Below are 14240 nucleotides of genomic sequence, written 5' to 3'. Positions count from 1 at the left end.
CAATGGAACGTATCCCGATTCTTCAGATGGGTGACTTCTTGCTGGTGACCATCCAGGTCGACATGCACGACCAGCTCGCCCTCACCCTGCAGGACGACCTGTCCGAGCGCATCAGCAAGACCTCCGCGCGCGGGGTGCTGATCGACATCTCGGCGCTGGACATGGTCGATTCGTTCATTGGCCGGATGATCGGCACCATTTCCGGCCTGTCGAAAATCATGGATGCCGAAACCATGCTCGTCGGCATGCAGCCGGCGGTCGCCATTACCCTGGTCGAGCTCGGTCTGTACCTGCCGGGCGTCAGTACCGCGCTGAACGTCGAGCGCGGCATGAAACTGCTGCAGGAACGAGTACGCCAGCAATGACCGTGCGCAGCAGCGGTACCCAACCGATCAACATCGAGCAGGACGTGGTGCTGGCCCGGCAACAGGCGCGAAAGCTGGCCACCGAATGCGGCATGCGCCTGATCGACCTGACCAAACTGGTGACCGCCGTCAGTGAACTGGCGCGCAACACCATGGTGTATGGCGGTGGCGGAGACATGGACTGGCAGATCCTCGACGACAACCACAAGGTCGGCCTGCGCCTGACCTTTCGCGATGAAGGCCCGGGCATTCCCGACATCAAACTGGCGATGACCGACGGCTGGACCTCCGGCAGCGGTCTGGGCCTGGGCCTGACCGGGGCCAAGCGGCTGGTGGACGAATTTGAACTGGACACCGAGCCCGGCAAAGGCACTCGCATAACGATCACCCGATGGACATGAACATCAGCGGGACATTGACCCAGGTGTTGGTGATCGAGGACAGCAGCCAGATCGGCCATGCCCGGCGTACGGCCCAGCGTCTGGCCGAGCAACACGGTTTTGGCGAAAGCGACGCAGGCCGTGTGGCGCTGGTGGCCACGGAGCTGGCGAGCAATGTGCTCAAGCACGCCGGGCGCGGGGAATTGCACCTGCGCCTGTTGCCCCGTCAGGGTGACGACGGTATCGAGATGATTGCGGTCGACCGTGCCCAGGGGTTTGATCTGGACGCGTGTCTGGCGGACGGCTTTTCCACCGGTGGTACTCAGGGCATCGGCCTCGGTGCAGTGGCTCGACAGGCGGATATCTTCGACGTATTTGCCGATCATCGCGGCGCTGTGCTGCTGGCTCGTCTGTATCCGCGCAGCGACCGGCAGTTGGATATGCCGTATGGTGTCAGTCAACACTCGCTGCACAACGATCCCGCCTGCGGCGACGTCTGGCATCTGGCGATTCACGGCAGTGACATCAGTGCCCTGATCGTCGATGGTCTGGGCCATGGCGAAGACGCCGAGCGTGCGGCCCGAGCAGGAGAGAAAGCCTTTGCCCTGAGCCCGTTCGGTGCGCCAACGGTCCTGATGGAAGACATGCACCGGGAAATGATCGGGAGCCGGGGTGGCGCAGTGGCATTCGCGCAGTTTCATGCCGGGCGTGCCAGTCTGTCGTTCACCGGTGTCGGTAACATCGGTGCCAGCCTGATCGCCTCCGACAAGTCGCGCGGACTGGCCTCGCATCCAGGGATAGTCGGCGGCCAATACCGAAAAGCCCAGCCCTTTGACTATGCTCACGTGAACGGACATCTATTGATCATGTACAGCGATGGCTTGCAGTCCCGTTGGAACCTTCAAGACTACCCCGGTCTGGTGCATCGCCATCCCGCCGTGATAGCCACCGTCCTGCACCGCGATTTCTGTCGCGGGCGCGACGATGTAACGGTGCTGGTCGTTGCCCTGGAGGCCGCCCATGGCTGAGTCCCCGACACTGAGCAATGCCGAACAGGCTGCGTTGATCGCCCAGTTGCAGAGCGAAACCGCTGCGTTGCGCGAAGAGCTCGACGAAACCAATCAGGGCGTGCTGGCCCTGTACGCCGAACTCGACACCCAGGCCGAACAACTGCGTCAGGCGTCCGATCTGAAAAGCCGCTTTCTGTCGTACATGAGCCACGAGTTCCGCACACCGCTGGGCTCGATCCTGAGCATCAACAGCCTGCTGGCCGACGAACTCGACGGCCCGCTGAGCCCCGAGCAGCACAAACAGGTGGCCTTCGTCAGCAGCGCCGCCCGGGAACTCAGCGACATGGTCGACGACCTGCTCGACCTGGCGAAGATCGAGGCCGGACGCATCAGCATTTCGCCTGCGTGGTTCGACATGTTCGACCTGTTCGCGGCGTTGCGCGGAATGTTCCGGCCGATTGTCGACGCCACTGCCGTAGACCTGATTTTCGAAGAGCCAGTGGGCCTGCCGCGTCTCTATACCGACGACAAGAAGCTCGCGCAGATCCTGCGCAACTTCATTTCCAACTCGCTGAAATTCACCACCCGTGGTGAAGTAAGGATCTCGGCACGCCTTGAGGGTGAGGACAAGGTACGATTCGCCGTCAGCGACACCGGTATCGGTATCGCTTCGGAGCTGCATGGCACCTTGTTTGAAGACTTTTCTCAGGTCGACTCACCGCTGCAGAAACGCCTGCGCGGCACCGGGCTCGGATTGTCCCTGTGCAAACGCTTCGCCGAACTGCTCGGTGGCGAGGTCGGCGTCCAGAGTACCCCGAGCGTGGGTTCGTGCTTTTTCGTGATCATCCCGTTGGCGATCGCCCAGGAGAACGTCGATGAAACATGACATCCGTCTGTTGATCGTCGATGACAACGTCGCCACCCGCTACGCCTTGCGCCGACGGCTGGAACGCCACGGCTATGAGGTGTCAGAGGCCGGCACCGGTGGCGATGGCTTGGCATTGATCGCCAGTGAAAAGCTCGACGCGTTGATTCTCGACGTCAACCTGCCGGACATGAGCGGCTTCGATATTGTCCGCGAACTGCGCGCCGACGCCCGCACCGCCCTGCTCCCGGTGATCCACGTGTCGGCCGCGTCGATCCAGACCGGCGACATCATCACCGGTCTCGATGCCGGGGCCGATGCGTATCTGATTCACCCGGTCGATCCCGACGTGCTGCTGGCAACATTGCGCACCCTGCTTCGGGTGCGCGACACGGAGAACGCGTTGCGCGAAAGCGAGGCGCGTTTCCGCGAGATCTTCGTCAACATCTCCGCGCCCATCGCGGTGCTGGATGCCGACCTGAAAGTCCATGAGTGCAACCACGCTTTCTCCCAACTGATCCAGGACAACCGCGACCCGCAGACCCTCAGCGAATGCTTTGCCGAGGATCAGAGCGCGATCCTCGACGAACTGCGCCTGCGGCTGGTGGATGGCGAGCGCTGGAAAGGCACGCTGAACATGCGCGTACAGGGCGAGATCCGTGAGACCGAGTGGCAGATTTCCCCCTACCGCACCCCGAAACTGAGCCTGGTATTCGTCGAAGACGTCACCGAACACCGTCACCGCGAACGTTCGCACCTGGCGCGGCTGGACGACACCACCACGCAACTGGCCAAGGAAGTCGCCGACCGGGTGCGCGCCGAGTCGCAACTGCTGCAAGTACAGAAAATGGATGCGCTGGGCAAACTCACCGGCGGCATTGCCCACGACTTCAACAACCTCCTGACCGGGATCATCACCAGCCTTGAGCTGATCCAGAAACGGGTCGCCGATGCCCGCCCGGACAAGGTGCAGTTTTACGCCGAAGCAGCTCTGAACTCGGCGATGAGTGCGGCCTCGCTCACCCATCGCCTGCTGGCTTTTGCCCGCCAGCAACCGCTCGACACCCGTCCGGTGGACATCAACAAGCACGTCCGCTCGCTGGAAGAATTGCTGGTGCGCACCATCGGCGAACGCATCGCCCTCAAACTGGAAATGACCACCAAACCTGCCATCGCGCTGGTCGATCCGATCCAGCTCGAAAGCGCAGTGCTCAACCTGGTGATCAATGCCCGGGACGCATTGCCACGGGGCGGCAATATCTGGGTCAGCACTTACGCGGCATATTCCCACGGCGACCCGAACCTCGCCGATGGTTCCTACGTGGCGCTATCGGTGCGCGATGACGGTACCGGCATCGAGCACAGCGTCATCGATAAGGTGTTCGAGCCGTTTTTCACCACCAAACCGCTGGGCCAGGGCACCGGGTTGGGGCTGTCGACGATCTACGGTTTCGCTCGTCAATCCGGTGGCGATGCGCACATCCGCAGCGTGGCGCGACGCGGCACCGAAGTGACGATCATGCTGCCGGCCACCAGTGATCCGACCGCTGTCGATGTGGCCCCGGTGACCATCGATCCGCAAGGCTCGGGCGAACATGTGTTGATCGTCGAAGACATGCCGGCGGTACGCCTGTTCGTTACCGAAGTGCTGGAGGACGCCGGTTACCGCTGCACCCAGGCCGCCGATATCGAAACCGCGCTGGAGCGCTTGCGGAACGACCCGTCGATCGACCTGCTGCTGACCGACGTGGGCCTGCCACGCATGACCGGCCGTGAACTGGCGGACGTTGCCCGGGGCTGGCGTGAAGCGCTGCCGATCCTGTTCATGACCGGTTACGCGGAAACCGCGATCAACCGCCAGGTGTTCCTCGGGGCCGGCATGGAGATGCTGGTCAAGCCGTTCCAGATCCGCGAGTTGCTGGACAAGGTGCGCCGCACGCTCGACGGCGCCTGATACACCGCCATTGCGGGCAAGCCCGCGATGAGGCCCGCCCAGGCGACGCAGTTATCGGTTCAAGGCACGGGCTAGAAACGCCGCAGTCCGGCTCTTCTTGCTCGCCGCCACTTTCTGCGGCGTTCCGGCCACGACGATCTTGCCGCCCTGATCCCCCGCACCCGGACCGATGTCGATCACCCAGTCGCTCTGCGCCACCACGCGCATTTCATGCTCGACCACGATCACCGTGTGCCCCGCCGTGACCAGCGTATCCAGTTGCTCCAGCAAGCGGTCAACGTCGCGCGGGTGCAACCCGGTGGTCGGTTCATCCAGCACATACAGCGTCGCGCCGCGCTGGTTGCGTTGCAGCTCGGTGGCCAGTTTGATCCGCTGGGCTTCGCCGCCGGACAGCTCGGTCGCCGGTTGCCCGAGGCGCAGGTAACCGAGACCGATGTCGCGCAGTACCTCCAGCGAACGGCGGATCGCCGGTTGCTCGGCAAACACCGTCACCGCTTCGTCCACCGTCAGCTTCAGCACCTGCGCGATGCTCAAGCCCTGCCAGAGGATGGCCAGGGTTTCGGGGTTGTAACGCGCGCCGTGACAGGTCGGGCACGGCGCATAAACGCTGGGCATGAACAGTAATTCGACACTGACAAACCCCTCGCCTTCGCAGGTCGGGCAGCGCCCCTTGGCGACATTGAAGGAAAACTGCCCGGCGTCGTAACCTGCCGCTTTCGCCTCATCGGTCGCGGCAAACAGCTTGCGCACGTTGTCGAACAGCCCGGTGTAGGTCGCCAGATTCGAACGCGGCGTGCGGCCGATGGGTTTCTGATCGACCTGCACCAGACGCTTGATCGACTCCAGCCCGGCGCTGACCTGGCCGGTGCTGGCAGACGGGGTATCGTCTTCCAGATTGAGCTCTTCCGGCTCGGCGTCACTGACGCTGCGCCCGAGCTGCGCGCCGACCAGTTCCAGCAGCGCCTGGCTGACCAGACTGGATTTGCCCGAACCGGAAACACCGGTGACCGAAGTGAAACAACCCAGGGGAAATTCGGCGCTGAGGTTATTCAGGTTGTTGCGAGTGACGCCGTCGAGTTTCAGCCAGCCCGACGGTTTGCGCGCGGCTCGGTTCGGCCGTTGCTGTTCGGCGAACAGATAGGCGCGGGTCTGCGAGTCCTCGATCGCGGCCAGCCCCGGCGGCGGGCCGCTGTAGAGAATCTGCCCGCCCTTCTCACCCGCCGCCGGGCCGACGTCGATCAGCCAGTCAGCGCGGCGCATGGTGTCCAGATCGTGCTCGACCACAAACACGCTGTTGCCGTCGGCCTTCAGACGCTGCAAGGCCTCGAACAGCGCCTCGCCGTCAGCCGGGTGCAGGCCGGCGGAGGGTTCGTCGAGCACGTAGATCACGCCGAACAATTGCGACCCCAATTGAGTGGCCAGTCGCAGGCGTTGCAACTCACCGGACGACAGGGTCGGTGTGCTGCGCTCCAGGGCCAGATAACCAAGGCCGAGATCGGTCAGGGTGCTGACCCGTTCCAGCAGGTCCTCGGCAATGCGCTGCGCGGCCAGGCGTTTTTCCAGCGAGAGGTTCGGCGTATGGCGCACGTCCGGCGCGTTGGCGTGGCCGCTGGCGCCATGGGCCACGCGCTGCTGGCGGGCTTCGCGGGTCTGGCTGTGGGTCAGGGTTTCACCGCTTTCATCGGCGTGTTCCAGCCAGCTCGCGTCCGCCACCGGCTTCAAGACTTCGGCGACTTGCAGCAGCGGCATCCGCGACAACTCGCCGATGTCATGCCCGGCAAACGTCACCGACAGCGCCTCGCGCTTGAGGCGCTTGCCATCGCACAGCGGGCAAAGGCTGCCGATCATGAACTGCGACACGCGCTTCTTCATCAGCGCACTTTGCGAATGGGTAAACGTGTGCAGGATGTAGCGCCGGGCGCCGGTGAAGGTGCCTTGATAACTCGGTTCCATGTTGCGCTTGAGGGCGACGCGGGTTTCTTCCGGCGTCAGCCCGGCGTACACCGGAACGGTCGGTGTTTCCTCGGTGAAGAGGATCCAGTCACGCTGTTTTTTCGGCAGTTTGCGCCACGGGATATCGACATCGATGCCCATGGTCACCAGGATGTCGCGCAGGTTCTGCCCCTGCCAGGCCAGCGGCCAGGACGCCACGGCACGCTGGCGGATGGTCAGATTCGGATCCGGCACCATCAACGCCTCGGTGACCTCGTAAACCCGGCCCAGTCCATGGCATTGCGGGCACGCGCCTTGCGGCGTGTTCGGTGAGAAGTCCTCGGCGTAGAGCATCGGCTGCCCCGGCGGATAGCTGCCGGCGCGCGAGTACAGCATTCGGATCAGGCTCGAGAGCGTGGTGACGCTGCCCACCGACGAGCGCGTGCTCGGCGTGCCGCGCTGTTGCTGCAGGGCCACGGCCGGGGGCAGACCTTCGATGGAATCGACGTCCGGTACGCTGACCTGATCGATCAGCCTCCGCGCATAGGGCGCCACCGATTCGAAATAGCGCCGCTGGGCTTCGGCATACAGCGTCGAAAACGCCAGCGACGACTTGCCCGAACCCGACACCCCGGTGAACACCACCAGTGCATCGCGAGGAATGTCGACGTCCACGTTCTTCAGATTGTGTTCACGGGCACCGCGCACGCGAACCATGCCGGCGGCAGAACTGGAATTGCGTCTGGAAGTCATCGGCCAGCCTTGGTCAAGGGATTGGAGCTCAGGTGCTGAGCACGGAACGGATCATCTGCAGCAGTGCTTCGGGGCCATAGGGCTTGCCGAGCAAATGGGTGTCGGGGCTGAGCTGGTGGTTGCGCGAGATGATGTCGCGGGTGTGCCCCGAGGTGAACAGCACCGCCACCGGCGGCATTTGCACCTTGGCCCACGCCGCCAGATCGGAGCTCTTGATAAGACCGGGCATGACCACGTCGGTGAAGATCAGGTCGACCCGAGCGCCTTCCATCAACATCTGCATGGCCGCGTCGCCGTTGCCGGCGATCAGCACGCGGTAGCCTTCTTCGCGCAACAGTTCGACCGCCGAGGTGCGCACCGCTTCGTTGTCCTCGACCACCAGGATCGTCTCGTGACCACCCGCCTGCTGATGATTGACACTCGGCGAGTCATCGAGCACGGGGCGCAGGCTGCGTGGAAAGTACAACTGCACCCGCGTGCCTTCGCCAATCCGACTGTCGATCTCCACATGCCCGCCGCTCTGCTTGACGAAGCCGAACACCATGCTCAAGCCGAGGCCAGTGCCCTGGCCGTCGGCCTTGGTGGTGAAGAACGGTTCGAACACCTGCTCGAGCATGTGCGGGGCAATGCCCACGCCGCTGTCACTGACCGAAACCCGGACGAAATCCCCCGGCACGATGCCCTTGCCCGAACAGAACGCCCGGTCCAGTGAGAGGTTGGAGGCGCCGAGTACAATCGTGCCCTCGCCCTTCATGGCGTCCCGGGCATTGATCGCCAGATTGAGAATGGCGTTTTCCAGTTGATTGCGGTCGACGTTGATGTGCCACGGCTCAACAGGCAGTTGCACGTCGATCTGAATGGTTTCGCCCAGCGCCCGTTGCAGCAACTCGCCCACGCCTTCGAAAATCTGGCGTGGGTTGCAAACCGCCGGCGACAGCGGCTGACGCCGGGCAAACGCGAGCAGTTGCGAGGACAGCTTGGCGCCGCGCTCCACCGCCGCCAGCGAGGCGCTGACCCGACGCTGGACATTGGCATTGTCCGGTTCATGGCGAGCCAGCAGATGCAGGTTGCCGGCGATCACTTGCAGCAGGTTGTTGAAGTCATGGGCCACGCCGCCCGTAAGGCCGCCGATGGCTTCGAGCTTCTGCGACTGACGCAATTGCTCTTCGGCGGCGAGGCGCGCCTCGACTTCATCCGCTACCCGCTGTTCGAGGTTGCGGGTGAACTTGAGCAGCGATTCCTCGGCGGTCTTGCGCTCGTGAATATCGATCAACACACCGGGGAAACGGAACGGCCGGCCCTGCTCGTCGAATTCGCAAGCGCCGCTGGCGAGCACCCACAGACAACTGCCATCGGCACGCACCACCCGGTACTCGGCGTTGTAGGGCTCGCCGGTACGCACCGCATTCTCGACGCATTCCTGCACCCAACTGCGGTCGTCGGGATGAATGTGCGCCTCGGTAATGTGCTGCGGCAGGTTGGTCAGGTCCTGATCCGCCGGAAAGGAAAATGTGCGGGCAAATCGCTCATCGGCCGACAGCACATTGTTTCTGACGTCCCAGACAAACGAGCCAAGCAGTGCCCCGGCATTGAGTGCCAGTCGCACCCGCTCGTTATCGGCGCGATAAGCGTCTTCGGCGGCCTGACGCAGACGCTCGGACAGCACCAGTTCAGTGGTTTCCACCACCATCGCCATCACGCCAGAGGGCACGCCGGCATCGTTGGCCACCGGGCTGTAATACAAATCGAGCCAGACATCCTCGGGCACGCCGTCGCGCAGCAACACCAAGACCTTGTTGCGATATTCCAGGGTGCCGCCGGCCAGACAAGTGTCGACCACATGCCGGTTGAAGTCGGCCACCTCCGGCCAACCCAGTTCCACCGGCGATCCGAGCAGGTACGGATGCCGGCCGCCGGCGAATCGCGAATAGGCGTCGTTATAGATCATGTAACCGGCATGGCCCCAGAGCATGACCATCGGCAGCGGCGAGGCCAGCATCAACTGGACCGTGCTGCACAGGCTGGCCGGCCAGGTTTCGAGGGGGCCCAGATCAGTCCTGCTCCAGTCAAACGCACGAATGCGCCCGGCCATCTCGCCTTGCCAGCCGTCACACCCATGGCTATCGGATAAAAACTGCATCAGCTGCTTCAACGCCTTGTAGTGGGTCCGGTTCTATCGCCGCGCGTTCAAACGCCACGCCCGTCTGTTTCGAGCGTGTCGGGCAGCGATGGTTTCATTAGAGGTATAGCCGATTTCACCTGCACTCGACGCTCACACTCCGATCAGGTGTTTGAGCGGATGGTAGCCGGTCTTCATTTTCGCAGCGACGTCGAGGATCGCCTTCTGGATGCCGTCCAGGTGCATGCAGGTCAGCTCGATCGCGGCGCTCTGATTGCCGGCCTCGATGTACTCGATCAACCGCAGGTGCTCGTCATCACGGCAGGCTTCGTGGCTGTCGTCATCCAGCGCGGCGGCGTACAGCGAGGCGCGGGAAATCAGCTTCTGGAACCAGTCGAGCAGTACCGGGTTGTTCAGGCTGCGGGCCAGTTTGATGTGGAACTCGCCGAGCAGGTGAATCAGTCGCTCGTGGTCGCCGGCATCGTGGGCTTCGTCTTCCAGCAGCAAATGATCACGCAGGTCCTGCATCGCCGCAGAGTCCTTGCGCCGGCACAGCTCGGTGACGATGCCGATTTCGATCAGACGCCGGGTTTCGAACAGGGAACGGATTTCCTCATCACTGGGCAACGACACCGATGCACCTTTATTGGGCTCGGTGGTGACCAGTCCGTCGGCCTCCAGTTGCTTGAGCGCGGCACGAACCGACGTGCGGCTGACATTGAATAACTCCGCCAGCGACGCCTCGCCCAGCTTCATCCCCGGACGCAGCGAACGCTTGCTGATCGCCTCGTAAACCCCTTGGTAGACGCGGTCGACCGTGGTTTCCGTTTTTTTCTCGGTCATTTGAAAGCTCCTTCAACGCTGGCGACGCTGCCCGACGAACGACTCAGTCAGGGAAATGGGGGTTGCGCCAGCAGATTAATCCGGGTATTTCTAAATTGCATTCAGATATTGCATACAATAATTAGAGGATTGCACCATTATGGGTCAACCAATAGCCATTGAAGTGCGTAACGTATCCAAGCGGTATTCTGATGACCCTGGCCTCGCGCCAGCCCTCGACAACGTATCGGTGAACATCGCCGACAACGAGTTTTTCACCCTCCTCGGCCCCTCGGGCTGCGGCAAGACCACCCTGCTGCGCACCATCGCCGGTTTCGAACACGTCAGCGACGGCGAGATCCGTCTGGCGGGGGAAACGGTCAATCACCTGCCGCCGTTCAAGCGTCGGGTCAACACGGTGTTCCAGAGTTACGCGCTGTTTCCGCACATGAGTGTCGCGCAGAATATCGCCTTCGGCCTCGAGATGCAGGGTCTTGATCGCAAGACGATTCCCGGACGGGTCGACGAAATGCTCGCGCTGGTGCAGATGGAGCACCTGGCCGGGCGCAAACCGGCGGAATTATCCGGCGGCCAGCAGCAACGCGTGGCTCTGGCCCGGGCCCTGGCGCCGAAGCCGAAAGTGCTGTTGCTCGACGAGCCGCTGTCGGCGCTGGACCTGAAGCTGCGCAAGGAAATGCAGGTCGAACTCAAGCGCGTGCAGCAGGAAGCCGGGATCACCTTCATCTTCGTCACCCACGATCAGGAAGAGGCGCTGACCCTGTCCGACCGGATTGCGGTGATGTCCGCCGGCAAGATCCTGCAGATCGGCACCCCGACCGACATCTATGAACGCCCGCAGCACCGTTTCGTTGCCCAGTTCATCGGCGACATCAATTTCCTCCCCGGCGAACTCAAGCGCGGCGACCACAACGAAAACCTCTTCGTGCCCAGCGGCATGCCGGTGGAAATCCCCTGCCCGCCCCAAGGCGTCAGCGGCAGCAGCGTGCAACTGGCGTTTCGTCCCGAGCGCTCGCAACTGGTCGCGGCGGATCAACCGCATCATCTGCGCGGGGTGATCGAGGCGGTGCTGTATGTCGGCACCGCGACGCTGTACCAGTGCCGCTTGAACAACGACATCAAAGTCATGCTGCGGGAAAACAACGAAGGCCTGAACCGTGGTCGTGCAGTCGGCGAGCCCGTGGCGGTGCACCTGCCGCCCCAGGCCTGTCTGTTGATGGAGGCCTGAGATGAGCGTCAGCAGCACTTCGCCCTCTCTCAACCGCGCGCTGTTGCTCAGCCCGGTGGTGTTGACCCTGCTCGCGCTGATCGCCATTCCGCTGGGCATCATGGGCTACATCAGCCTGCTGCCGCGCAACACCTACGGCGGCGTCGACTGGCAGGCCCAATGGCAACTGCAAAGTTACGTGCAGCTGTTTTTCCAGGAAGGTTTTGACGGCGAACTGGAGCTGAACTGGGTCTACGCCCAGGCGCTGTTGCGCTCGGTGTTCCAGGCCGGTGGCACCACGGTGTTGTGCTTTCTGTTCGGGTTTCCGGTGGCATTGTGGATGTCGAGCCTGACCCCGCGCCGACGCAACCTGATGGTGTTGCTCATCACCATTCCGTTCTGGACCAACCTGCTGATCCGCAACTACGCATGGCTGATCATCCTGCGCGAACAGGGCTGGGTCGCCCAGAGCCTCAACGCGCTGTTCCCGAGTGCCGGCGGCATCACCCTGCTGTACAACGACTTCGCGGTCAGTGTGGGTCTGGTCTACAGCTTCTTGCCGTTCATGATCCTGCCGATCTACTCGACCCTGGAAAAACTCGACTGGCGTCTGGTGGAAGCCGCCTATGACCTGGGCGCCAACCGCTGGCATGCGTTGCGCCGGATCATCCTGCCGCTGTCGATGCCCGGCGTGATTGCCGGCGCGTTGCTGGTGTTTGTGCCGAGCCTCGGCGCCTTCATCACCCCGGCCATTCTCGGCGGTGGCAAGACCCTGATGATCGGCAACCTGATCCAGCAGCAATTCGGCACCGCACGCAACTGGCCGCTGGGCAGTTCGCTGTCGTTCCTGCTGCTGGGGATTCTGCTGTTGTCACTGGTGCTCTACGCCCTGTACAGCCGCAGCGCGGCGAAAACCCTGAACCGGGGAGCGAAAGCATGATCTCTCTGCACCTGAAAAAACTTCCGGCGACCCGAGAAATCAGCCTGCTGATCCTCGCCTATCTGTACGTGCCGATCCTGGTGTTGATCGCCTACAGCTTCAACGCCAACCGCTCGGCGACGGTGTGGACCGAGTTCTCGTTCGCCTGGTACGGGCGGATCCTGGCCAACCCGTCGATCCAGACCGCAGCGCTGAATTCGATCATCGTCGCGACCATCGCCACCGTGTGCGCCACGACAATTGCGTTGCTGGCGGCGCTGGCGACTTACCGACCGTTCTACGGCCAGAAAATGGTCGAGGGCGGGATCAACCTGCCGCTGATCCTGCCGGAGATCGTCACCGCCGTGGCCACCCTGCTGCTGTTCATGGCGCTGGGCATCAAGCTCGGGCTGATGACGGTGATCGTCGCGCACATCGGCTTCTGCATTCCGTTCGCCTACCTGCCGATCCGCGCGCGGCTCAACGATCTGGACAAGAGCCTGCTGGAAGCCGCCAACGACCTGTATGCCAATCCGTGGCAGGTGTTCCGCCGCGTGACCTTGCCGCTGCTGTGGCCGGCGGTGCTGTCCGGCTCGGTGCTGGCGTTCGTGGTCAGCCTCGACGATTTCATCATGACCTTCTTCGTCGCCGGGCCCGGTTCGACCACGTTGCCGGTGTACATCTTCTCGGCGATCAAGGCCGGCGTAACACCTGAAATCAACGCGATTTCAACCCTGATGCTGGTGATTTCCATCGTGCTGGTGGTGCTGGCCTTCTGGCTTGGCCAACGCGGCAAACAACAATAAACCTGGAGCGCGCTCATGAAAGTGAAAAACATGCGTCTGGCAGTATCCGGTCTGGCCCTGAGTTGTTTCACCGCGTTCGGCGCCCACGCCGCCGAGCCCAAGCAATTGTTCTTCTACAACTGGACCGATTACTACCCGGTGGATCTGCTGGCCAAGTTCGAAAAAGAGACCGGGATCAAGGTCACCATGGACGGCTACGACAGCAACGAAACCCTGCTCGCCAAGTTGCAGGCCGGCGGCGCCGCGTATGACGTGATCGTGCCGTCGCAGTCGATCATGCAGACGCTGATCAAGCAGGACCTGCTGCTGGAAATCGACGCCCCGACCCTGAGCAACTTCCAGTACGTCAAAGGCCCGTTCCGCGATCCGAGCTTCGACCCGGGCCGCAAGTTTTCGGCGCCGTATCTGTGGGGCACCACCGGGTTTTCCTATGACAGCGCGCGGGTGCCGGGCGGCAAGCTCGATGATTCGTGGAAAGAATTCTTCGAGCCGCGCAAGGAACTGCAAGGCCAGCTTGCCGCCCTCGACACCTCCAGCAGCGTGATCAACGCCGCCAGCCATTACCTGAACGTCGACGAATGCACGGAAAACCCGCAGGACGCCAAGCGCATCCTCGAACTGCTGCAAAAGCAGAAACCGTTTTTGAAGATGTACAGCTCCGACAACACCGTCGACCGCATGGCCTCGGGCGAGGTGATCATGATGCAGAACTGGAACGGCTCGACGGCCCGCGCCACGTTGCAGAAGAGCACGATCAAATACGTGTACCCGAAAGAAGGCCTGGCGATGTTCCAGGACAACTTCGCCGTACCGAAAAGCGCGCCGCATCCGGGCAACGCGAAGATCTTCATCGACTGGATGATGAAGCCCGAGAACGCGGCGGCCGTGTCCAACGCGATTGCCTATGCCAACGGGATTCAGAGCGATCAGTTGCTGGATGCGAAATGGAAGGTCATGGACGCGATCAACATGCCCGAGGAGTATGCCTCGCGCCTGCGGCCGGAGAAGGAATGCAGCAACAAGGCGCGGGAGCTGCAGGATCGGATCTGGTCGAAGCTCAAAGGCTGATCGCCTGACTTGAGACCGCGTC

Annotated in this window: 12 protein-coding genes; 9 read left to right on the top strand and 3 right to left on the bottom strand. The window is 62.6% G+C overall.

Translation table 11 applies throughout. The features are described 5' to 3' along the window. The first annotated feature begins 2 nt into the window (after positions 1–2). From CAF80_RS28070 to CAF80_RS28050, 5 genes are read left to right on the top strand one after another with little or no spacing between them, the layout of a single operon-like run. Positions 3–365, top strand: a complete 363-nt coding sequence (locus tag CAF80_RS28070; RefSeq protein WP_011334518.1) for an STAS domain-containing protein — start codon at positions 3–5, stop codon at positions 363–365. Continuing rightward, positions 362–766 carry an anti-sigma regulatory factor gene (locus tag CAF80_RS28065; protein WP_039768856.1) on the top strand — a complete coding sequence of 135 codons (405 nt, stop codon included), beginning with the start codon at positions 362–364 and terminating at the stop codon, positions 764–766. Before CAF80_RS28070 ends, CAF80_RS28065 begins: the two co-directional genes overlap by 4 nt. Then, the gene (locus CAF80_RS28060; RefSeq protein ID WP_039769014.1) at positions 763–1773 is read left to right on the top strand and encodes an ATP-binding protein; all 1011 of its coding nucleotides are present in this window, start codon (positions 763–765) and stop codon (positions 1771–1773) included. Before CAF80_RS28065 ends, CAF80_RS28060 begins: the two co-directional genes overlap by 4 nt. Beyond that, a complete protein-coding gene (locus CAF80_RS28055) occupies positions 1766–2641 on the top strand; it encodes a sensor histidine kinase KdpD (protein WP_085668230.1) in 876 nt (291 codons plus the stop codon). The genes CAF80_RS28060 and CAF80_RS28055 overlap by 8 nt, the downstream gene beginning before the upstream one ends. Next, a complete protein-coding gene (locus tag CAF80_RS28050; protein ID WP_085668231.1) occupies positions 2631–4574 on the top strand; it encodes a response regulator in 1944 nt (647 codons plus the stop codon). Before CAF80_RS28055 ends, CAF80_RS28050 begins: the two co-directional genes overlap by 11 nt. Before the next feature lie 51 nt (positions 4575–4625). Here the strand turns inward: CAF80_RS28050 and CAF80_RS28045 are convergent, their stop codons facing one another. From CAF80_RS28045 to CAF80_RS28035, 3 genes are all read right to left on the bottom strand, one after another. After that, on the bottom strand, positions 4626–7259 hold the full coding sequence (locus CAF80_RS28045) for an excinuclease ABC subunit UvrA (protein WP_085668232.1): 2634 nt from the start codon (positions 7257–7259) through the stop codon (positions 4626–4628). A 28-nt stretch (positions 7260–7287) separates the two neighbouring features. Continuing rightward, entirely contained in the window at positions 7288–9399 is a 2112-nt protein-coding gene (locus CAF80_RS28040) for a PAS domain-containing sensor histidine kinase (RefSeq protein ID WP_085668255.1), read from the bottom strand. A gap of 132 nt (positions 9400–9531) precedes the next feature. Next, positions 9532–10221, bottom strand: a complete 690-nt coding sequence (locus tag CAF80_RS28035; RefSeq protein ID WP_074690296.1) for a GntR family transcriptional regulator — start codon at positions 10219–10221, stop codon at positions 9532–9534. 139 nt (positions 10222–10360) lie between these two features. Between CAF80_RS28035 and CAF80_RS28030 the strand changes: the two genes are divergently transcribed. Genes CAF80_RS28030 through CAF80_RS28015 form a run of 4 tightly spaced genes read left to right on the top strand, consistent with a single transcriptional unit; the run spans position 10361 to position 14218 of the window. Continuing rightward, complete coding sequence (locus CAF80_RS28030; protein ID WP_085668233.1) at positions 10361–11446, top strand: ABC transporter ATP-binding protein; 1086 nt, start codon at positions 10361–10363, stop codon at positions 11444–11446. A gap of 1 nt (position 11447) precedes the next feature. After that, positions 11448–12365 carry an ABC transporter permease gene (locus CAF80_RS28025; protein WP_007959454.1) on the top strand — a complete coding sequence of 306 codons (918 nt, stop codon included), beginning with the start codon at positions 11448–11450 and terminating at the stop codon, positions 12363–12365. Further along, on the top strand, positions 12362–13150 hold the full coding sequence (locus CAF80_RS28020) for an ABC transporter permease (protein ID WP_007959453.1): 789 nt from the start codon (positions 12362–12364) through the stop codon (positions 13148–13150). Before CAF80_RS28025 ends, CAF80_RS28020 begins: the two co-directional genes overlap by 4 nt. 15 nt (positions 13151–13165) lie before the next feature. Then, positions 13166–14218, top strand: coding sequence for an extracellular solute-binding protein (locus tag CAF80_RS28015; protein ID WP_064597104.1), 1053 nt, complete (start codon positions 13166–13168; stop codon positions 14216–14218). The last annotated feature ends 22 nt before the right edge of the window (positions 14219–14240 follow it).

Source organism: Pseudomonas sp. B34(2017) (genome assembly GCF_002112915.1).
In the GTDB taxonomy this organism is placed as follows: domain Bacteria; phylum Pseudomonadota; class Gammaproteobacteria; order Pseudomonadales; family Pseudomonadaceae; genus Aquipseudomonas; species Aquipseudomonas pharyngis.
This window is presented reverse-complemented; position numbering and strand designations above follow the sequence as displayed.